Origin of the sequence: Streptomyces vietnamensis (assembly GCF_000830005.1) — a bacterium.
GTDB classification, from domain to species: Bacteria; Actinomycetota; Actinomycetes; order Streptomycetales; family Streptomycetaceae; genus Streptomyces; species Streptomyces vietnamensis.
The window spans coordinates 7,692,000-7,711,448 of sequence record NZ_CP010407.1; the positions used below are offsets into that span (position 1 = coordinate 7,692,000).

A 19,449-nucleotide genomic window follows, 5' to 3' on the forward strand; every position below is an offset into this window, starting at 1 on the left:
GTTCGTCATGAGGGGTCCTTCTGATGGGGGAGAGGCGTTCGTCCCGTCCGTGACGGGGCCGCGGTGGGATCAGGCGTGCTGTGCGGGCCGGCCGGCAGCGGGCAGGAGGTGGTGCGGGAACGCGGCGAGCAGTTCCCTCGTGTAGGGGGCGGCCGGTGAGTCGAAGACGGTGTCCCTCGGGCCCGCCTCCACCAGTTCGCCCTGCTTCAGGACCGCGATCCGGTCGCAGAAGTGCCGCACCACCGCCAGGTCGTGGGAGATGAAGAGCAGCGACAGGCCGAGCTCCTCACGCAGGTCCATCAGGAGGTTCAGGACCTGTGCCTGGACCGACACGTCCAGTGCGGACACCGGCTCGTCGGCGATGACCAGGCGGGGCCGGACGGCCAACGCCCGGGCAATGCCGATGCGTTGACGCTGACCGCCGGAGAACTCGTGCGGGTGACGGGAGAGGTGCGACGGGGACAGGCCCACCTGTTCCAGGAGTTCCGCCGCCCGCTTCCCGCGTTCCGCCCGGTCCAGGTCCGTGTGGAGGCGCAGGGGCGTGGTGACGATCTGCTCCACCGTGTGGCGCGGGTTGAGCGACGCGTACGGGTCCTGGAAGACCAGTTGGACGTCCCGGCTCAGCTCGCGGCGCAGGCGCGTGTCCGTCGCCGCCCCGGAGACGTCCCGGCCGTCGAAGAGGACCTCCCCGCTCGTGGGGCGGCGCAGGCCGGTCAGGACCCGCGCGATGGTGGACTTGCCCGAGCCGGACTCGCCCACCAGGCCCAGGGTCTCCCCGCGTGCCACGTGAAGGCTCACGCCCTTCACCGCGGTGTGGGGGCGGGCGCGGCGGCGGCCCGGGTAGTCCACGCGCAGCTCGCGCACCTCGGCCAGGACTCCGGGGTCGGGAGCGGCGCGGAGGCGGGCCTTGGTGCGCGGCTTCGGCTCCGGGTCGTCGACCGTGGGAAGACGGGTGCCGGGGACGGTGTCCAGGGTGGGTGCCGCTCCGATGAGGGCCTTGGTGTAGGGGTGGGCGGGGGAGGCCAGGAGCCGCTCGGTGGGGCCTTCTTCGAGCGCCTCGCCGTCGCGCATCACCAGCATGCGGTCGCACGTCCTCGCCACCACGCCCACGTCGTGCGTGATGAGGAGCATGGCCGTCCCGGCCTCCGACTGGAGTTCGCGGATCAGGTCGAGCACCTGGTGCTGGACCCGGGCGTCCAGTGCCGTGGTCGGCTCGTCGGCGATCAGGACGCCCGGGCCGTTGATCAGCGCCATGGCGATGACGACGCGCTGGCGCATGCCGCCCGAGAGGTGGTGGGGGTGGTCCGAGGCGCGGGCGGCCGGGATGCCCACCCGTTCCAGCATCGCCGCCGCCCGTTCCAGCGCCTCCTTGCGGCCGGCCCGTGGGTGGTGGACGCGGTACGCCTCCGCCACCTGTGCGCCGATCGTGTGGTACGGCGACAGCGCGTCCAGGGCGTCCTGGAAGACCATCGCGACCCGGGCGCCCCTGACCTTCTTCAGGGCCGCTTCGGGCGCGCCCACCAGATCGAGGCCGTCGCCGCCGAGCCGGACGCTGCCCCGGACGAGGGTGCGCGCCGGGTCGTGGAGGGCCAGGGCGGCCAGGCCGATCGTCGACTTGCCCGAGCCCGACTCCCCGACGAGGCCCAGGACTTCACCCGGGGCCACGTCGAAGGAGACGTCCCGGACGGCCGGGACCGGGCCGTGCGGCGTCCGGAAGGTGACCGTCAGGTCGCGGACGCTCAGTGCGGGTCGATCGCTCATGCGAGCCTCACTCGGGGATCCAGCCAGGCCACCACCAGGTCGGCCACGGCCACGAACACGACGACGAAGAAGGCGGCGACGAGGACGGTGCCGACGACCGTGGGCAGGTCGTTGCCGGTCACCGCGTCGACGGCGAGCTTGCCGACCCCGCCGAGCCCGAACACGGTCTCCGTGATGAACGCGCCCCCGAGCAGCGCTCCGACCTCCAGGCCGAGCAGCTGCACCAGCGGCCCGGCCGCGCCGCGCGCGGTGTACTTCAGATGGGTGCGCAGGGTGCCCAGGCCCTTGGCGCGAGCCGTGCGGACGTACCCGTGGTGCATGGTCTCCAGCATCTGCGAGCGGGTGAGACGGGCGTAGACGGCGGCGTTGACGAAGCCGAGCACCAGCCACGGCAGGACCAGGCCCAGGGCCCACTGCCCGGGCCGGTCGGCGAACGGGACGTAACGCGGGGGCGCGAACAGGCCCGTGGAGTAGACGAGCAGGAACTGGAGCACGTAACCGAGGAAGTAGATCTGCACGCTGGCGCCCAGCAGGTTGAAGCCGGACAGCAGACGGTCGGTCGGTCTGCCCCGGCGCAGCGCCGCCGCCAGGCCCGAGCCGACGCCGAGGACGAGGATCACCGCGAGGGCGCCGACCGCGATCGAGACGGTCACCGGGAGGCGGTCCTCGATGGCGGTGAGGACGGGCTGGTGGAGGGTGTAGGAGTAGCCGAGGCAGGGGGCGGGGCAGGGGATCGGGGTGCCGTCGACGTCCGCGACGGTGCGGCCGGTGACGATGCCGCCGACGTAGTCGGTGAACTGGGAGACGATCGGCTGGTCGAGCCCCATGCTGGTGCGGACGGCCGCGAGCTGGGCGGAGGTGCACTTGGGGCCGCAGGCGATCAGAGCCGGGTCGGAGGGGGCGGCGTAGAAGAGCCCGAAGGCCGTGGCGGTGATCGCGAAGAGCACCGCCACGGCCTGCGCGACCCTCTTGAGGAGGTATCGGGTCATGGTCGCAGGAGGTCAGGAGTTCTTGACGTACACGTCGGCCAGGGCCGTGACGCCGTAGATCGGGTGGATGGCGGCGCCGCCGATCTTCTCGCCGCGGAACTGGGAGACGCTCTTGTAGAGGAAGGGCACCACGGGGACGTCCTTCATGACCGTCTCCTCCAGGCCGATCAGCTCCTCGGCCTTCTTCTGGGCGTCACCGATCTTCGCGATGCGGGCCAGCTCCTCGTCCACCTGCGGGTTGCCGTAGCGGATGGTGTTGGACACCGCGTCCAGGTGGCTCTCGTAGCCGAGGGGGAGCAGGGTCGACGGGGTGGGCCAGTCCACGGAGTTGGTGGACAGGAACAGGTCGTACGGGCTGTCCTCGCCGCCGAAGACCTGGTCGTTGAACGCGCCGGTCTGAAGGCCCTTCAGGACGAGCTTGATCCCGGCCTTGGCGAAGGCGTCGGCGAGGACCTGGGCGACCTGGTCGTCCGCCGGGCTGTCGGTGGGGTACGCGTACGTCAGCTTGGTGACCTTCGTCTTCGCCCTGGCCAGGTGTTCCTTGGCCTTGGCGATGTCGCCGACGGGGGCGACGGGGTAGAGGTCGTACTTCTTCCAGCCGACGACGGCCGGCGAGGAGAGGGTGGTCGCGAAGTCGCCGGCGTAGCGGCCGCCGAGGACCTGGCGGGCCTGCTCGCGCGGGAAGAGGTAGTGGATGGCCTTGCGGACCTCGGGATCGGTGACCCGGTCGTTCCTGATGTACAGGTCCTGGGTGTAGGCGCCCTTGCTGCCGGAGACGACCAGCTTCCGCTTGGCGGGGTCGCGTTCGACCGTCGAGATCAGCTCCGGCGGCAGCTGGTCCTTGGTGGTGAGCGTGGTCGCGCCGGTGCCCTGGCCGGTGAACACCTCCTGCGCGGTGTTGAGGGCCTCCTTGCCGAAGGTGAACTCGAAGCGGTCCGGGTAGGCGTGCCGGATCGAGTCCGTCTCCGGCTTCCAGTACGGGTTGCGCTCCAGGGTGAGGCTCTGGTTCTGCTTGTGCTCGACGATCTTGTACGGCCCGGTGGCGAAGGGCTTCACGTCGTAGCCGGTGCCCGTGTCCTTGTCCTCGCGGACCGGTGAGGAGGAGGACTGGGCGGCCATGTACGGCACGTCGGACTGCGGCTGGGGGAAGTGGAAGACGATGGTCTTGTCGTCGGGCGTCTCGATGGCCTTGAGGTCGCCGTCCTTCTTGGGGCCGCCGTACTTCTTCACCGCCTCGGAGAGGTCCTTGGTGCCGGTGAGCCAGGGCTGCCAGTAGGTGGGGCCGACCTCGAAGCCGGGCGCGAAGGTGCGCTCGATGCCGTACTTGACCTGCTGCGCGGTGACGGGCTTGCCGTCCTCCCAGGCGATGCCGTCCTTCAGGTGGTACGTCCAGGTGCGGCCGCCGTCGGAGGAGGTGCCGGTGTCGGTCGCGAGGTCGCCGACCAACCGGGGCCTGCCGTCGACGATCTGATACTGCGTCAGCTGTCGGCCCCACAGCAGGGAGGTGCTGTACCGCTCGCCGGCGTAGATCTTCTGCGGGTCGAGGTGCGGGAAGTCCGCCTGGTTGGCGACGGTGACGGTGCCGCCCTTGCGGGCGCCGGGGATCTCGGGGGCGGGACCCTGGCTGTCCTTCGCGGTGCCGAGGGTGGTGGTCAGCCGCTGGCCGCTCTTGGCGGCGGTGCTGTTCCTGCCCTGCCCGGCGCCTGTGCCCGCGCCCGCCCCCGCGGAGCAGGAGCACAGCAGCAGGGCGGCGGTGGTGGCGAGAGCCGGGACGGCTGCGGCGCGCAGGGTGATTGCGGGCATGACGAACTCCGTTGTGTCGTGCGGGTGTTGCGGATGAGGGTGAGGGAAGGCGCGGGGGTCAGCGGACGGTGTGCGGATCGAGTGCGTCCCGCACGGCGTCGCCGAGGAGGTTGAAGGCGAGGACGAAGACGAGGAGCGAGGCGCCGGGGAAGACCATGTAGGTGGGGTCGTCGTAGAAGACCTCGGCACCCCGGGAGATCATGCGGCCCCAGTCGGGGATGGGCTCGTTGACGCCGACCCCCAGGAAGGACAGCGCGGCCTCGGTGGTGACCATCGCGGGCACGGTGAGGGTGATGTGCACCAGGACCGGCGCCCAGACGTTCGGCAGCAGTTCGCGGAAGACGATGTGCCGCCGGCTCGCACCGAGGGCCCGGGCCGCCTCGACGAACTCCCGCTCGCGCAGGGACCGTACGACGGTGCGCAGCACCATCGCGAGCGGCACCCAGCCGAAGGCGGAGAAGACCAGGATGAGAACGGTGAACTGCATCCAGGCGGGCTCGTTCTCGTCGGGTGCGACGAAGCGGGTCTGGACGACCGGGCCCAGCGTGAGCAGGAACAGCAGGCTCGGGAAGGCGAGCAGGACGTTGCAGACGAAGGTGAACGCCCGGTCGGCGAGTCCGCTGAGATAACCCACGGCCACTCCGACGACCACGCCGATGACGGCGACGACGGCGGCCGAGACGACGGCGATCAGCAGCGAGGTGCGGATGCCGTACAGGAGTTGGGCGAGGACGTCACGGCCGAGGCCGGGCTCGATGCCGAACCAGTGCTCGGCCGAGATGCCGCCGTTGGGCAGCAGGGGCAGGCCCTCCGGACTCAGCAGGCCGATTCCGTTCTGGCCGTAGTGCTCGGTCGGGTCCTTGCCGTAGAGGGCGGTGATCAGGGGTGCCGCGAGGGCGAGGAGCACGAAGAACCCGACGACGCAGAACGAGACGATCCCGACCCGATCACGCCGGAACGCGTCCACCATCGATACCGCTGCCACGCTGCCGCACTCCCGCTCGTTCGGGGCGCGCCGACTGTGGAGGAACGCCCTGGATCACGTCGGAGACGGGGTCACCGCTCCAGACATCGAGCATTAGATCGAAAGATCGACACCGCCGCAACGCATCAGATTCGAAGGTTGATTAGGGATATTGCCTTGGATGTCTGGAGTGTTTCCCTGTTCATGCTGCCGCAATGGAAATGCTCGCCAATCACCGCGAATCGCCCGATCGCGAGAGACGGGCATCACAGTCCGCATCCCTTGGCGAAGCCGGCGGCGAGGGTCGGGCAGCCGCTGCACGGGCCTTGGCGGTGCGCCAGGAGGACAGGGCGAGCAGCGCGGCGGCGAGGAAGGCCGCCGCGGCGACGAGAGCCGAGAGGTGCAGGCCCGGGACCGGGTCCCGGCCCGCGACGAGGGAGGCGAAGAGGGCGACGCCGAGCGAGTTGCCGATCTGGCGGGCGACGTTGAACACCGCCGAGGCCACACCGGTGTTCTCGGCGGGCGCGGCCTGCACGACGGCGGCCGTGGCCGCGAGGACGGTGCCGGGGGTGGCCAGTCCGGTCGCGACGAGGGCCGGCAGCAGCACCCAGTAGGGCGTGTCGGGGCCGGCGAGCAGCCAGCCGGTGAACCCGGCCGCGCCGAGCAGCAGCGCCCCCGTCATCGGCGCGTACGGGCCGTGGCGGGCCGTCAGGCGCCCCGAGAGCGGGGCCGCGACCATCGCCATGCACACCGTGGGCAGCAGGGCGAGGCCGGTGCCCAGCGCGTCGTAACCGCGCTCGTTCTGCAGGTAGAGCGTGGCCAGGTAGAGCATGCCGTAGTAGCCGAGGTTGAGCAGGACGCCCACCGCGGCGGTGGCGGAGAAACCGGGTGTACGGAAGAGCGACGGGGGCAGCAGCGGCGGCTTCCCGGCGGGACCGTGCGCCTCCCTCCACCGCTCGGCCAGGACGAACAGGACGCCGGCGACCGCGGCGAGGGCGCCGGCGCCCAGCACCACCGGCGAGGTCCAGCCCCGCGTACCGGCCTCGTTGAACATGCCCGCCAACGCCAGCACGCCCACGATGCCCAGGACCTGGCCGAGCGGATCCAGGCCGCGTGCCCCCGCCCGGGCGACGGGGGACGGAACGTGCTTGCGGGTCAGACGGACGGCGAGCAGCACGATCGGGACGTTGATCCAGAAGGCGGCGCGCCAGCTCAGGCCCGCCACCAGCAGACCGCCCACGAGAGGGCCGGCGGCGAACGCGACGGCGGACGTCCCGGCCCAGACGCCCAAGGCCCTGGCCCGCGCCGCCGCTGCCGGGTGGGCGGCGGTCAGGAGGGCCAGGGAGGTGGGTACCAGGAGGGCGCCGCCGGCACCCTGCACCAGGCGCCCCGCCACGAGTACCGCCGGAGTGGTGGCCAGGGCGCACCCGGCCGAGGCGAGGGCGAAGACGCCGAGGCCGGTGAGGAACACCTTCCGGTGCCCGAGCCGGTCGCCGAAGCCGCCGCCCATGAGCAGCAGGCCGCCGAAGACGGCGCTGTAGCCGGAGACGACCCAGGCCGTCGCCGAGGCCCCGGCACCGACCGAGTCACGGATGGCGGGAACCGCGACCGTGACGACGGTGACGTCCAGCATCACCAGGAAATGGCCCAGGCTGAGGGCGATGAGCGGGCGCAGGGCCAGTCGCCCGGTCGTGGCGGGCGGCGCCTCGTGGGCCGCGCTTCTTGCGGTCGTCGTACTCATGCCGACGATCCTCGGCTCCCGACACTTAGGCATTCGTCAAACTGTGCTTGTATGGCGCCCATGGACGAAGTCGCGGACGAGGCCGAGGCGGCGGACAGGGCCGAGCCCGAACTCGCGCGCACCGCACGCCTGCTGGCCGGCGCGTCGAGGGCCCGGATGCTCAAGGCGCTGTGCGACGGCAGGCCGTTGACCGTCACGGTCCTGGCGGCCGAGGCCGGGGTGAGCGTGCCGACGGCGAGCGTGCACCTGACGCAGCTGGCCGAGGCGGGGCTCGTGCGGGACGAACACGCGGGACGGCACCGGTACTTCCGGCTGGCCGGCCCCGACGTCGTCGCCGCCCTGGAGGCGCTGGCGCTGATCGCGCCGCCCGATCCCGCCCCGATGACCACCCTGCGCGCCCACAGCCGGAACAACGCGCTGCGGCGGTCGCGCACCTGTTACGACCACCTCGCGGGATCCCTCGGCGTGGCCCTCATGGAGGGCTTCGTCGACCAGGGGCTGCTCCGGCGGGAGAAGGACCACCCCGCGTCCGGCTGTCGCCCCGATCGGCCCGCCTCCTACGGCAGGGAGGCGGTGTACGGCCTCACTCCCGCGGGCACCGGGCGTTTCACCGGGTTCGGCATCGACGTCGACGCCCTGATGCGGGGACGGCGCCCGGTGGTGCGCTACTGCGTCGACTGGAGCGAGCGGCGCCACCACCTCGCCGGCGCCCTGGGCGCCGCGCTGGTCGACCGGTTCTTCGCCCTGGACTGGCTGCGGTACGGAGTGTCGCCGCGCGTCGTGCACCTGACCGAGACGGGCAGGACCGGGGTACGGGAGGCCTTCGCGATCGACATCGCCGACTGAACCCGCCGCGGGCCGTACGGGCCGGCACCTCGGACCGCTGCCCGTCGCCGCACTCGGCTGTTCATCCGATGATCTTGTACGGTCCGGCTGATATTCTCGGTTCATGGTCGGGAATCCGGTGACATCGCAGGCGGCTTCCCGTCCGGCGCCCGTGCGGCGCCGCGGCACGACCGCGTACCTGGAGACGTACGCCCCGAAGCGACGCCGCTAGGGGATCGGGCTTGTCCACGGAACAGGGGCGTCGCAGGGGCCGGCGACCGTCAACGGCCGTACGGCCCCTGAGCGGTTGCTGGACGCGGCCCTGGAGCTCTTCGCGGAGAAGGGCTTCGACGGGACGTCGGTGCAGGACGTCGTGCGCGCCGCGGGGGTCACCAAGGGCGCCATGTACCACTACTTCCCCTCCAAGGACGACCTGCTCCACGAGATCTACCTGCGGGTGCTGCGGATGCAGACCGAGCACCTGGACGCCGTGGTGGCGATGGACCTGCCGGTGGCGGAGCGCGTCCACGCGGCGGTGGTGGACGTCGTGGTGACGACGATCGAGAACATCCAGAGCGCCACGATCTTCTTCCGGTCGCTGCACCAGCTCGCCGAGGAGAACCAGCGGCAGGTGCGCCGCGAGCGCCGCCGCTACCACGAGACCTTCCGCGCGCTCGTCGTCGAGGGGCAGCGCGAGGGCGTGTTCCGCGACGACGTCAGCGCCGAACTGGCCGTCGACTACTGCTTCGGCTCGGTCCACCACCTCCCGATGTGGTGGCGTGAAGGGGGCGAGGCCTCGGCCGACGAGGTCGCCCGTACCTTCGCCGACCTGTTCATCGCGGGCATCGCGGCCCGCTGACCACGACCGGGGCGTCCCGCGCCCCGCTGTCGACATGACGTAAGTCATCCCGCTCCCACCCCCCTTGCCTGTTGACGGCTCTCCTCCGCCCGGTGCACAGTGACCCCACCTTGAGTAAGCAACCGCTTAGCATGTAAATGGAGGCCCAGATGCCCGAAGCAGTGATCGTCTCGACGGCCCGGTCCCCGATCGGCCGAGCCGGCAAGGGTTCCCTGAAGGACATGCGCGCCGACGAGCTGACCGTCCAGATGGTCCGGGCCGCGCTCGCGAAGGTGCCCGAGCTCGACCCCCGCGAGATCACCGACCTGATGCTCGGCTGCGGCCTGCCCGGCGGAGAGCAGGGCTGGAACATGGGGCGCAACGTCGCCGTGCTCTCGGGATACGACCACCTCCCCGGAACGACGATCACCCGGTACTGCTCGTCCTCCCTGCAGACCACCCGGATGGCGTTCCACGCGATCAAGGCCGGAGAGGGCAACGCGTACATCTCCGCCGGTGTCGAGTCGGTCAGCCACTTCCCCAACGGCACCAGCGACCACATCCCGGGCCACGACATCCTCAACCCGGCCTTCGGCGACGCCGGCAAGCGCACCCACGAGCGCGAGCAGGGCGGCGCGTCCGACTGGACCGACCCCCGCGAGACCGGCGCCCTGCCCGACGTCTACATCACCATGGGCCAGACCGCCGAGAACGTGCAGCAGGTCCTCGGCATGTCGCGCGAGGAGCAGGACGCGTTCGCCGTCCGCAGCCAGAACCTCGCCGTCCAGCGCATCGAGGAGGGCTTCTGGGCCCGCGAGATCACCCCGGTCACGCTCCACGACGGCACCGTCGTCACCGCCGACGACGGCCCGCGCCCCGGCACCACCCTGGAGGGCGTCAGCGGCCTCAAGCCGGTCTTCCGCCCCGACGGCACCGTGACCGCCGGCAACGCCTGCCCGCTCAACGACGGCGCCGCCGCCCTGGTGATCATGAGCGACGTCCGGGCCAGGGAGCTCGGCCTCACCCCGCTCGCCCGGATCGTCTCGACGGCCGTCACCGGGCTCTCCCCGGAGATCATGGGCCTCGGCCCGGTCGAGGCGATCCCGGCCGCCCTGAAGAGCGCCGGCCTCGGCCTCGACGACATCGACCTCTTCGAGATCAACGAGGCGTTCGCCGTGCAGTCGCTCGGCTCCGCGCAGCAGCTCGGCATCCCGCTGGAGAAGCTCAACGTCAACGGCGGCGCCATCGCCGTCGGCCACCCGTTCGGCATGACCGGCGCCCGCATCACCGCCACGCTCGTCAACTCGCTCCAGTGGCACGACAAGCAGTTCGGCGTCGAGTCCATGTGCGTCGGCGGCGGCATGGGCATGGCCATGGTCATCGAGCGCCTCAGCTGAGACGCCTCAGCTGAGACAGGGAGTACGAAGACATGAAGCGTTTCGAAGGAAAGACCGCGATCGTCACCGGAGCCAGCCGCGGCATCGGCCTGGCCATCGCCGAACGGCTCGTCTCCGAGGGAGCCAGGGTCGTCATCACCGGCCGCACCAAGGAGACGCTCGACCAGGCGGTCGCCGACCTCGGCGGCCCCGCCCACGCGCTCGGCGTCACCGGCAAGGCCGCCGACCCCGCCCACCAGGCCGACACCGTCCGCCGGGCGATCGAGACGTTCGGCAGCGTCGACCTGCTGGTGAACAACACCGGCGTCAACCCGGTGTACGGCCCGATGGTCGAGCTCGACCTGGAGGCCGCCCGCAAGATCGTCGAGACCAACTGCCTGGCCGCGCTCTCCTGGATCCAGCACGTCCACGGGGCGTGGATGAAGGAGCACGGCGGCTCGATCGTCAACGTCGCCTCGGTCTCCGGCGTCAAGCCGGCGCCCATGATCGGCATGTACGGCGCGAGCAAGGCGATGCTGCTCTCGATGACCGAGCTCCTGGCCGTCGAGCTGGGACCGGACATCCGGGTCAACGCGATCGCGCCGGCCGTCGTCAAGACGAAGTTCGCCACCGCCCTGTACGAGGGACGTGAGCAGGAGCTCGCGAACGCCTACCCGCTCAAGCGGCTCGGCGAGCCCGAGGACATCGGCAGCGTCGTCGCCTTCCTGCTCTCCGCGGACGCCGCCTGGCTCACCGGCCAGAACGTCGTCATCGACGGAGGCGTCACGCTCGTGGCAGCGGCCTCGTGACCGCCTCCGGGCAGGGACGGGCACCGGCCGCAGCGGTCGAGGCCGTCGTCCTCGACTACGGCGGCGTGCTCACCCGGCCCGTCAAGGAGTCGATCGCGGCCTGGATCGAGGCCGACGGCATCGACCCGCAGTCCTTCTCCCGGACCCTCAAGGCCTGGATGTCCCGCGGCGCGCCCGCCGGCACTCCGGTCCACCGTCTGGAGACCGGCGAGCTGACCGTCGCGGAGTTCGACGCCCTGCTCGCCGCGGAGCTCACGACGACCGACGGCCGGCCGGTCGACCCGGTCGGCGTGCTGTCCCGGCTCTTCGCCGGGATGCGCCCCGACCCGGAGATGTTCGAGCTCGTCGAGGAGCTGCGCGAGCTCGGCGTCCGGGTCGCGCTGCTCTCCAACAGCTGGGGCAACACCTACCCGCGCGAGCGGATCGACGGACTGTTCGACCCCGTCGTCATCTCCGGCGAGGTCGGCCTGCGCAAGCCGCAGGCCCCGATCTACGAGCTGACCCTGACGCGCCTCGGCGTCCCCGCCGGGAGCGCCCTCTTCCTCGACGACGCCGAGCCCAACGTCCTCGGCGCGCGAGCCGTCGGGATGCGGGCCCACCTGCACGTCGACGCCCCGTCCACCCGCGCGGCGCTCGCCGCGCTCGTCCCGGGGCTGCGCCCCACGCCGAACGGAGCCCCCGTATGACCACCCCACGGACGTTCGACGGCATCGTCGAGCTCGAGGGCGGCGACAAGCCGGTGTGCGTGGCCGACACCGTCACCGTGGTGGTGCCGTGACGACCGGCCGCTCTTCGTCCACGCCGGGCCTCGACCTGGACGGGCTCGGCGGCTGGCTCGGCGCCCACGTCCCCGGTGCCGGCTCCGACCTGTCGGCGACGCTGGTCGCCGGGGGCAAGTCCAACCTGACCTACCGGGTCACCGACGGCACCACCACCTGGATCGTCCGCCGACCGCCCCTCGGCCACGTCCTCGCCACCGCCCACGACATGGGCCGCGAGTACCGCGTGATGAGCGCCCTGCGCGACACCGCGGTCCCGGTGCCGCGCACGTACGGCTTCTGCGACGACCCCGAGGTCCTGGGAGCGCCGTTCTACGTGATGGCGTGCTGCGCGGGGACCCCGTACCGGCTCGCCTCCGAGCTCGTCCCCCTCGGCGAGCAGCGCACCCGGCTGATCTCGGAGCGGCTCGTCGACACCCTCGTCACGCTGCACCAGGTGGACCCGGCGGCCGTCGGTCTCGCCGACTTCGGGCGCCCCGAGGGCTATCTGGAGCGCCAGGTCCGCCGCTGGAGGAAACAGCTCGACGCCTCGTACAGCAGGGACCTCCCGGCAGCCGACGAGCTCTACCGCCGGCTCGCCGCCGACGTCCCCACGGAGTCGGGCAGCGGCATCGTCCACGGCGACTACCGGCTCGACAACCTGCTGGTCGACGAGGACGACCGGGTGACGGCCGTGCTCGACTGGGAGATGGCCACGCTCGGCGACCCCCTGTCCGACCTCGCGCTGATGGCCGTCTACAACCGGCTCGGCGAGGTCGTCGGCGACGCAGGCGTCAGCACCGTCGCGGGCGCGCCCGGCTGCCTCACCGAGGCCGAGACGATCGAGCGGTACGCCGCGGGCAGCGGCCGTGACCTGTCCCGGTTCGGCTTCCACCTCGGCCTGGCCGCGTTCAAGCTCGCCGTGATCATCGAGGGCATCCACTACCGCCACCGCAGCGGCCACACGGTCGGGGACGGCTTCGAGACCCTCGGCGAGGCCGTCGATCCACTGCTCGACGCCGGCCTTTCCGCACTGAAGGAGACGTACTGATGGAATTCCGGTTCGACACCAGGACCGAGGAGCTGCGCGCGTCCCTGCTCGAGTTCATGGACCGGCACGTGTACCCGGCCGAGGCGGTCTTCCACGAGCAGCAGGCGGAGCTCGAGGACCCCTGGGCCTGGGACTCGGTCCCGGTCCTCCAGGAGCTGCGGACCGAGGCCCGCAAGCGGGGCCTGTGGAACCTCTTCCTGCCGGGGGAGGAGGGCGGGGGCCTGACGAACCTCCAGTACGCCCCGCTGGCGGAGATCAGCGGGCGCAGCCTGCACCTCGCGCCCCCGGCGATGAACTGCGCGGCGCCGGACACCGGCAACATGGAGGTGCTGCACATGTTCGGCACCCCGGAGCAGAAGAAGCGCCTGCTGGAACCGCTGCTCGCCGGTGAGATCCGCTCGGCGTTCGCGATGACCGAGCCGAACGTCGCCTCCTCCGACGCCACCAACATCGGCACGTCGATCGTCCGTGACGGCGACGAGTACGTGATCAACGGCAGCAAGTGGTGGATCACGGGGGCGATGAACCCCAACGCGAAGATCTTCATCGTGATGGGCAAGACCGACCCGGGCGCCGAGCGGCACCGCCGGCAGTCGATGATCCTCGTCGAGCGGGACACCCCCGGCTTCGAGATCCACCGGGGCATGGAGGTCTTCGGTTACGACGACCGCGAGCACGGCGGTCACGCCGAGCTGACCTTCACCGACGTACGGGTGCCTGCGGCGAACCTGATCGGCGGCGAGGGCGACGGCTTCGCCATCGCCCAGGCGCGCCTCGGCCCGGGCCGGATCCACCACTGCATGCGCTCGATCGGCATCGCCGAGCGGGCCGTCGAGCTGATGTGCGCCCGCGCCGAGGAACGCGTCGCCTTCGGCAGGCCGATCGCCGATCAGGGCGTCATCCGCGACTGGATCGCCGAATCGCGCATCCGCATCGAGCAGTTGAGGCTGCTCGTGCTCAAGACCGCGTGGCTGATGGACACCGTCGGCAACAAGGGCGCGCACGCCGAGATCCAGGCCATCAAGATCGCGACCCCGTCGACGGTGCAGTGGATCCTCGACAAGGCGATCCAGGTCCACGGGGCCGGCGGTCTTTCCCAGGACTTCGTGCTGGCCAACATGTACGCCCACATCCGCACCCTGCGGTTCGCCGACGGCCCGGACGAGGTCCACAGGAACGCCCTGGCGAAGAGCGAGCTGCGGCAGCAGGCGAAGGCGCGCGCGGCGCGGGCGTCGATGGCGCCCGACGGCCACGCGTAGGACGAGGACCCGTGCCCCGTTCCTGATGTCCGACGGGGCGGAGAGCGTAGGAGCGCGACGAGTCGCTCGTCAATATGAGCTATCCCCTTTGGACCGCCGGTGTCGTGAGGAGACCGGGGACCCCTAACGTGAGCCCATCCTCGACCAGGGGCCCCGGTGAGTTCGCCGTGCCGCGGAGCGGTCACTCGCGATGGGTAGGTGCAGTGGTGTGGCATGACACCGCCGGCACGCTTCCGGTCGACGTGGGAGCGGACCGCTTCTGATCAGGTCGAGACTCGAATCAGAGTCGAAGTAGAGAACAGTCGTCGACGGCAACTGCAGCGAACGGAGAACACTCGTGATTGTCGGAGTCCTCAAGGAAGCGCGGGCAGGTGAGAACCGCGTCTCGGCCACACCGGCCACGATCGAACCGATCCGCAAGCTGGGGTACGAGGTGGTCGTCGACTCCGGCGCGGGTGTCGCGGCGGGCTTCACCGACAGCGCCTATGAGGCCGCCGGTGCGACCGTCGGAGACGCGGCGGCCGCGGACGTGGTCCTCGGGGTCAACGCCCCGAGTCCCGCTCAGCTGGACGCGGTACGGCCGGAGGCGACGGTGATCGCGCTGTTCGCCCCGGCGTTCGACCCCGCGATGGTCGAGGAGCTGGGCCGCCGGCCGTTCACGGCGCTGTCGATGGACGCCGTGCCGCGCATCAGCCGGGCACAGTCAATGGACGTGCTGTCGTCGATGGCGAACATCGCCGGCTACCGGGCCGTCATCGAGGCCGCGCACGAGTTCGGGCGGTTCTTCACCGGCCAGGTGACCGCGGCGGGCAAGGTGCCGCCGGCGAAGGTGCTGGTCGCGGGCGCCGGTGTCGCGGGTCTGGCCGCGATCGGTGCGGCGGGCTCGCTCGGCGCGATCGTACGGGCGACCGACCCGCGGCCCGAGGTGGCCGACCAGGTCCGGTCGCTGGGCGGCGACTACCTGTCGATCGAGTCCCCCGAGGTCGAGGTCTCGAAGACGGGCTACGCCAAGGAGATGGGCGACGACTACAAGGCCCGCGAGGTCGAGCTCTACGCCGCGCAGTGCCGTGAGGTCGACATCGTCATCACCACCGCGCTGATCCCCGGGCGCCCCGCGCCGACGCTGATCACCGCGGAGATGGTCGCGAGCATGAAGCCGGGCTCGGTGATCGTCGACATGGCCGCCGCCAACGGCGGCAACGTCGTCGGCACCGTGAAGGGCGAGAAGATCGTCACCGAGAACGGCGTGACGATCATCGGCTACACCGATCTGGCCGGCCGGCTGCCGGCGCAGGCCTCGCAGCTGTACGGCACGAACCTCGTGAACCTGCTGAAGCTGATGACGCCGGACAAGGACGGCTGCCTGGTCCTCGACTGGGACGACCCGGTGCAGCGCTCGATCACCGTCGTACGCGAGGGCGAGTCGGCGTGGCCGCCCCCGCCGGTGCAGGTCTCGGCGGCCCCGGCCCCCGCGGCGGCGGCCGAGGCGAAGCCCTCGCCGGTGAAGGTGCCGATGACGGCGAAGCAGAGGTTCGGCGGTGTGGCCGTCGCCGCGCTGGCGCTGTTCCTCGCCGCCGGGTTCGCGCCGGCGGCGCTGCTGCCCCATGTGACGGTCTTCGTCCTCGCGATCGTGATCGGGTACTACGTGATCGGCCATGTGCACCACGCACTGCACACGCCGCTCATGTCGGTGACGAACGCCATCTCCGGGATCATCGTCGTCGGTGCCCTCCTGCAGATCGGGCATTCGAGCACGGCGGTCACGGTGCTGTCGTCCGTGGCGATCCTTCTGGCCAGTATCAACGTCTTCGGCGGCTTCGCGGTGACGCGTCGCATGCTCGCCATGTTCAACCGGAGCTGACATGTCTGCCACCATCGCCGCTCAGGCGGCCTACCTCGTTGCCGCGCTGCTGTTCATCCTCGCGCTGGCAGGACTCTCCAAGCACGAGTCCGCACGGCTCGGCAACGCCTTCGGCATGCTCGGCATGGGCGTCGCCCTCGTCGCGACGATCGTGCTCGCGATCGACGGCGACATCAGCACCGCGGGCCTCGGCCTGATGGCCGTCGCCATGCTGATCGGCGCACTGATCGGTCTGCAGCGGGCCCGGGGCGTCGAGATGACCGGCATGCCCGAGCTGATCGCGCTGCTGCACTCCTTCGTCGGTCTGGCGGCCGTGCTGGTCAGCTGGAACGGCTTCCTGAACGTCGAGCACGAACCCGAGGGCCACGAGGCCAAGGCCCTGGAAGCGCTCGGCACCCTCGGCATCCACCACGCCGAGGTGTTCATCGGCCTGTTCATCGGCGCGGTGACCTTCACCGGCTCCGTCGTCGCCTACCTGAAGCTCTCGGCGAAGATCAGCTCCAAGCCGCTCGTGCTGCCGGGCAAGAACGCGCTGAACCTGGGCTCGCTGGCCCTGTTCGTCGCCCTCACCGTGTGGTTCGTGATCACTCCGGAGCTGTGGCTCCTGATCGTCGTGACGGCCCTGGCGCTCGCCCTCGGCTGGCACCTGGTGGCCTCGATCGGCGGCGGTGACATGCCGGTCGTCGTCTCGATGCTCAACAGCTACTCCGGCTGGGCCGCCGCGGCCTCCGGCTTCCTGCTGGGCAACGACCTGCTGATCGTCACCGGCGCGCTGGTCGGCTCCTCCGGTGCCTACCTGTCGTACATCATGTGCAAGGCGATGAACCGCTCGTTCCTCTCCGTGATCGCCGGCGGCTTCGGCATCGAGGCGCCCTCCGGCTCGGACGTCGACTACGGCGAGCACCAGGAGATCACCGCCCAGGCGGCCGCCGAACTCCTCGGCGCGGCCCGGTCGGTGGTCATCACGCCCGGCTACGGCATGGCCGTGGCCCAGGCGCAGTACCCGGTCGCCGAGCTCACCTCGAAGCTGCGGGCGAAGGGCGTCGACGTACGCTTCGGCATCCACCCGGTCGCGGGCCGCCTGCCCGGCCACATGAACGTCCTCCTCGCCGAGGCGAAGGTGCCGTACGACATCGTCCTCGAGATGGACGAGATCAACGAGGACTTCGCCGACACCGACGTCGTCCTCGTCATCGGCGCCAACGACACGGTCAACCCGGCCGGCGCGGAGGACCCCAGCAGCCCGATCGCCGGCATGCCCGTCCTCACGGTCTGGGAGGCCAACAAGGTCATCGTCTTCAAGCGCTCGATGGCCTCCGGCTACGCGGGCGTACAGAACCCGCTGTTCTTCCGCGAGAACACCGCGATGCTCTTCGGCGACGCGAAGGCCCGGGTGGAGGACATCGTCGGCGCGCTCTGACCGGGAGTTTCCTTCTGCCGGATCATCGGATCGTCCCCGCGCGACGGACGAGCGGCCCCTCCTGAAGCAGGAGGGGCCCTTCACGGAAGGGCCCCTGCGCGCCGAACACCGCGCACGGCACGCAGGGCCCCTCCTGGCCGGCAACTCCGTGGCGGCGAGAGCCACTTCTCCGTCACGGGGCCGGTGGGAGTCAGTCAAGCAGTGGACGAACCACCGGGGCGATTGGATCGGGGCACAGAAAAAACCGGTCGGGAGCGGCTTCGGTGCAGTGGATCATCCAAGAGGAGAACAAGCCCTCGTGGTCCACATCTGCGAGGTAGTAGTCGACTTTTGTCTGGCTGGTGCGGTTCGTGGTGACGGAGTGCCGGTCCATCCGCAACCAGCTGGCCGGCTCCGTCACCGAGGTCTCGACCGGTGGCGCCATGGGTTCGGTGAAGGTCTCCGTCGCGGGCGGGGAACTGACCGCCGCGATCACCAAGGACGCCGTCGAGGACCTCGGCCTGGCTGCCGGGACCTCTGCCGTCGCCCTGATCAAGTCGACCGAGATCTCCCTCTCCGCCGCCTGACCGGGAGCCCCTGTGGTGCGCGAGGGCCGCGCTCCGTACGGAGCGCGGCCCTCGAGGGCTCACGGGCCCACGGACGGACGGTGTCGCCGGGCGTCGCGGCCGGGCATCCGGGCCGCCCACGGTGATCAGGGGGCGGAGGGGCTGCCCGTTCCCCCGATACGGGCAGTCCCTCGCGCTCCGTGCGACCCCGGATCCGTTACGGCTTCTGGAAGCCGGCGTCCCGGAGGATCTTCTGGCCCTCCGGCGAGGACAGCCAGGTGACGAACGCGGCGGCGGCCTCGGCGTTCTTCGAGTCCTTCAGGGGGGCCGCCGGGTACTGGGCGACGGCGTTCTGCGCGTCGGGGATCTCGACGGCGTCGACCTTGTCCCCGGCGCTCTCGGCGTCGGTCTTGTAGACGAGTCCGGCGTCGGCCTCGCCCAGCTCGACCTTGCTGAGCACCGCGCGGACGTTGGGCTCCTGGGAGACCGGCTTCACGGTGATCTTCTGGGCGTCGAGGATCTTCTTGCTGTACTTGCCGGCCGGCACCTCGGGCGCGGCGAGGACGACCTTGAGCTTGGTGTCCGCGAGGTCCTTGAGCTCGTCGACCTTGAAGGGGTTGCCCTTGCCGGTGGCGATGACGAGCCGGTTCTTCGCGATGACCGTCGGGGTGCCGGTGTCGGCCTTCACCTTGTCCATGCTCTTGGTGTCGGCGGTGACCAGGACGTCGGCGGGCGAGCCCTGCGAGACCTGGGCGACGAGCTCCTGCGAGCCGGCGAAGGAGAAGGTGAGCTTCGTGCCCGGGTGGGACTTCTCGTAGGCGGCGCCGGCCGTCTTGAACACGTCGGTGAGGGAGGCCGCGGCGAGGACGGTGAGGTCCGCCTTCGGCGCGGCGCCCGCCGAGCCGGAGGCGGTGGAGCCGGCGGTGTCCTTCTTGGTGTCGTCGTTCGACGAGCAGGCCGCGAGCGGGACGAGCAGGGCGGCGGTGAGGACGGCGGCGGCCGTACGGCGTCTGGTGGGCGTGCGGGTGAGGGACATGGGGGTCTGAACTCCTTGGGGGGACGAACGGAAAGTGCGGTGGGAGGCCGGCCGCGCCGACGGCCGAGGGTCCTGCGGTACTGCGTGAGGGGAATCAGGTGCGGTCGATGTGCACGCTGGTCGACTTCACGCGGGCGGTGGCCTGCATGCCGACTTCCAGTCCCCGTTCCTCCGCGGCCTCACGGGTGAGGCGGGAGGCCGGGCGGTGCGCTCCGGCCCGGAGGGCGACCCGGCCCGCTTCGGCCCGGCGCCGCGCGGTGTCGGGGCTCGCGCCCGGCAGATGTGCGGCCTGCCCGGTGGTGTAGGACTGCATATGCGACACCGTAGGGCGTAATCTCGCTCATCTGCAACAAAGTCGTTCGAGTCTCCATGGCGAATGCGAGGTGGCTTGGAGGAAGGGACGACGGGCTGGG

The 19,449-nt window shown here is 71.0% G+C and carries 16 protein-coding genes and 1 pseudogene; 10 read left to right on the top strand and 7 right to left on the bottom strand.

All coding sequences use genetic code 11. The annotated features are described in order from the left end of the window. Positions 1-69: 69 nt before the first annotated feature. From SVTN_RS34360 to SVTN_RS34380, 5 genes are all read right to left on the bottom strand, one after another. Entirely contained in the window at positions 70-1,761 is a 1,692-nt protein-coding gene (locus tag SVTN_RS34360) for a dipeptide ABC transporter ATP-binding protein (RefSeq protein WP_041132590.1), read from the bottom strand. Continuing rightward, the gene (locus SVTN_RS34365; RefSeq protein ID WP_041132591.1) at positions 1,758-2,750 is read right to left on the bottom strand and encodes an ABC transporter permease; all 993 of its coding nucleotides are present in this window, start codon (positions 2,748-2,750) and stop codon (positions 1,758-1,760) included. Before SVTN_RS34365 ends, SVTN_RS34360 begins: the two co-directional genes overlap by 4 nt. 12 nt (positions 2,751-2,762) lie before the next feature. Next, positions 2,763-4,553, bottom strand: a complete 1,791-nt coding sequence (locus tag SVTN_RS34370; protein WP_052499458.1) for an ABC transporter substrate-binding protein — start codon at positions 4,551-4,553, stop codon at positions 2,763-2,765. 58 nt (positions 4,554-4,611) lie between these two features. Further along, complete coding sequence (locus tag SVTN_RS34375; protein WP_245727749.1) at positions 4,612-5,538, bottom strand: ABC transporter permease; 927 nt, start codon at positions 5,536-5,538, stop codon at positions 4,612-4,614. A gap of 211 nt (positions 5,539-5,749) precedes the next feature. After that, positions 5,750-7,258, bottom strand: coding sequence for an MFS transporter (locus tag SVTN_RS34380; RefSeq protein ID WP_063782300.1), 1,509 nt, complete (start codon positions 7,256-7,258; stop codon positions 5,750-5,752). Between the two features lie 60 nt (positions 7,259-7,318). Here SVTN_RS34380 and SVTN_RS34385 point away from each other — a divergent pair, with 60 nt between their 5' ends. The 10 genes and pseudogenes from SVTN_RS34385 to SVTN_RS34430 form a co-directional block, all read left to right on the top strand. Continuing rightward, entirely contained in the window at positions 7,319-8,104 is a 786-nt protein-coding gene (locus SVTN_RS34385; RefSeq protein ID WP_041132592.1) for an ArsR/SmtB family transcription factor, read from the top strand. 286 nt (positions 8,105-8,390) lie between these two features. Next, entirely contained in the window at positions 8,391-8,942 is a 552-nt protein-coding gene (locus SVTN_RS34390) for a TetR/AcrR family transcriptional regulator (RefSeq protein WP_041132593.1), read from the top strand. Positions 8,943-9,091: 149 nt separating this feature from the next. Then, entirely contained in the window at positions 9,092-10,318 is a 1,227-nt protein-coding gene (locus SVTN_RS34395) for an acetyl-CoA C-acetyltransferase (RefSeq protein WP_041132594.1), read from the top strand. A gap of 32 nt (positions 10,319-10,350) precedes the next feature. Then, on the top strand, positions 10,351-11,106 hold the full coding sequence (locus SVTN_RS34400) for an SDR family oxidoreductase (protein WP_041132595.1): 756 nt from the start codon (positions 10,351-10,353) through the stop codon (positions 11,104-11,106). Next, a complete protein-coding gene (locus tag SVTN_RS34405) occupies positions 11,103-11,792 on the top strand; it encodes an HAD family hydrolase (protein WP_052499460.1) in 690 nt (229 codons plus the stop codon). The genes SVTN_RS34400 and SVTN_RS34405 overlap by 4 nt, the downstream gene beginning before the upstream one ends. Before the next feature lie 88 nt (positions 11,793-11,880). Beyond that, positions 11,881-12,915, top strand: a complete 1,035-nt coding sequence (locus SVTN_RS34410; protein ID WP_041132596.1) for a phosphotransferase family protein — start codon at positions 11,881-11,883, stop codon at positions 12,913-12,915. Beyond that, a complete protein-coding gene (locus SVTN_RS34415) occupies positions 12,915-14,174 on the top strand; it encodes an acyl-CoA dehydrogenase family protein (protein WP_052499461.1) in 1,260 nt (419 codons plus the stop codon). Before SVTN_RS34410 ends, SVTN_RS34415 begins: the two co-directional genes overlap by 1 nt. Before the next feature lie 337 nt (positions 14,175-14,511). Beyond that, a complete protein-coding gene (locus SVTN_RS34420; RefSeq protein WP_041132597.1) occupies positions 14,512-16,035 on the top strand; it encodes a Re/Si-specific NAD(P)(+) transhydrogenase subunit alpha in 1,524 nt (507 codons plus the stop codon). A 1-nt stretch (position 16,036) separates the two neighbouring features. Continuing rightward, on the top strand, positions 16,037-17,455 hold the full coding sequence (gene pntB, locus SVTN_RS34425; protein WP_041132598.1) for a Re/Si-specific NAD(P)(+) transhydrogenase subunit beta: 1,419 nt from the start codon (positions 16,037-16,039) through the stop codon (positions 17,453-17,455). Between the two features lie 368 nt (positions 17,456-17,823). Beyond that, positions 17,824-18,021 (top strand): annotated as a pseudogene (locus tag SVTN_RS34430) (TOBE domain-containing protein); the annotation flags it as partial. A 196-nt stretch (positions 18,022-18,217) separates the two neighbouring features. Here the strand turns inward: SVTN_RS34430 and modA are convergent. Further along, positions 18,218-19,036: a molybdate ABC transporter substrate-binding protein gene (modA, locus tag SVTN_RS34435; RefSeq protein ID WP_041132599.1), complete on the bottom strand. Its 819-nt coding sequence runs from the start codon at positions 19,034-19,036 to the stop codon at positions 18,218-18,220. Between the two features lie 94 nt (positions 19,037-19,130). Further along, a complete protein-coding gene (locus SVTN_RS34440; RefSeq protein ID WP_041132600.1) occupies positions 19,131-19,349 on the bottom strand; it encodes a TOBE domain-containing protein in 219 nt (72 codons plus the stop codon). Positions 19,350-19,449 lie beyond the last annotated feature (100 nt).

Excerpts from the sequence above, each read along its gene's own strand:
- SVTN_RS34380 (WP_063782300.1), bottom strand. The coding sequence starts at position 7,258 with ATGAGTACGACGACCGCAAGAAGCGCGGCCCACGAGGCGCCGCCCGCC.
- pntB (WP_041132598.1), top strand. The coding sequence starts at position 16,037 with ATGTCTGCCACCATCGCCGCTCAGGCGGCCTACCTCGTTGCCGCGCTG.
- SVTN_RS34400 (WP_041132595.1), top strand. The coding sequence starts at position 10,351 with ATGAAGCGTTTCGAAGGAAAGACCGCGATCGTCACCGGAGCCAGCCGC.
- SVTN_RS34360 (WP_041132590.1), bottom strand. The coding sequence starts at position 1,761 with ATGAGCGATCGACCCGCACTGAGCGTCCGCGACCTGACGGTCACCTTC.
- modA (WP_041132599.1), bottom strand. The coding sequence starts at position 19,036 with ATGTCCCTCACCCGCACGCCCACCAGACGCCGTACGGCCGCCGCCGTC.
- SVTN_RS34415 (WP_052499461.1), top strand. The coding sequence starts at position 12,915 with ATGGAATTCCGGTTCGACACCAGGACCGAGGAGCTGCGCGCGTCCCTG.
- SVTN_RS34370 (WP_052499458.1), bottom strand. The coding sequence starts at position 4,553 with ATGCCCGCAATCACCCTGCGCGCCGCAGCCGTCCCGGCTCTCGCCACC.
- SVTN_RS34440 (WP_041132600.1), bottom strand. The coding sequence starts at position 19,349 with ATGCAGTCCTACACCACCGGGCAGGCCGCACATCTGCCGGGCGCGAGC.
- SVTN_RS34385 (WP_041132592.1), top strand. The coding sequence starts at position 7,319 with ATGGACGAAGTCGCGGACGAGGCCGAGGCGGCGGACAGGGCCGAGCCC.
- SVTN_RS34395 (WP_041132594.1), top strand. The coding sequence starts at position 9,092 with ATGCCCGAAGCAGTGATCGTCTCGACGGCCCGGTCCCCGATCGGCCGA.
- SVTN_RS34365 (WP_041132591.1), bottom strand. The coding sequence starts at position 2,750 with ATGACCCGATACCTCCTCAAGAGGGTCGCGCAGGCCGTGGCGGTGCTC.